Origin of the sequence: Caballeronia sp. GAFFF2, assembly GCF_023631485.1 — a bacterium.
GTDB lineage: Bacteria > Pseudomonadota > Gammaproteobacteria > Burkholderiales > Burkholderiaceae > Caballeronia.
In genome coordinates this window covers 1-558 of sequence record NZ_JALQDA010000098.1, presented here as the reverse complement: position 1 = coordinate 558, position 558 = coordinate 1, and the positions used below count along the sequence as shown (strand labels likewise).

General features: G+C 61.5%; 1 protein-coding gene. It reads left to right on the top strand.

Annotated elements, in window-relative coordinates; translation table 11 throughout:
- On the top strand, positions 1–558 hold a 558-nt coding region (locus NCT04_RS34280; protein WP_250470281.1), incomplete at both ends, for an IS256 family transposase.

The window sequence follows — 558 nt, the reverse complement described above, 5'->3', positions numbered from 1 at the left end:
AGTGTTCAACGAACTGAAGACCCGGGGCTGCCAGGACATCCTGATCGCGGTGGTCGACGGCCTGAAGGGACTGGCTGAGGCGATTGGCACGGCGTACCCGCGTACGGCCGTGCAGACCTGCATCGTGCATCTGATCCGCAACAGTCTGGAGTACGCCAGCTACAAGGACCGCAAGAGCGTGGCCGCAGCGCTGCGGCCGGTCTATGCCGCCGCGAGTGAACAGGCCGCTCAGCAGGCCCTGGAGGCCTTTGCCGAAGGCCCGTGGGGTGCGAAGTATCCGACTATCGTGCAGTCGTGGCGACGGGCGTGGGAGAACGTCACACCGTTCTTCGTGTTTCCGCCGGACATACGCCGTGTTGTCTACACCACAAACGCCATTGAGAGTCTGAACATGCAACTACGCAAGATCATCAAGACACGCGGCCACTTCCCCAATGACGAGGCCGCCATCAAGCTGCTGTGGCTGGCATTGCGCAACGTGCTGGCAAAGTCAGTACGCGCGGCGTTCGACTGGTCGTCCGCGATGAACCAGTTTGCCATCCTGTTTGGAGAGCGTTT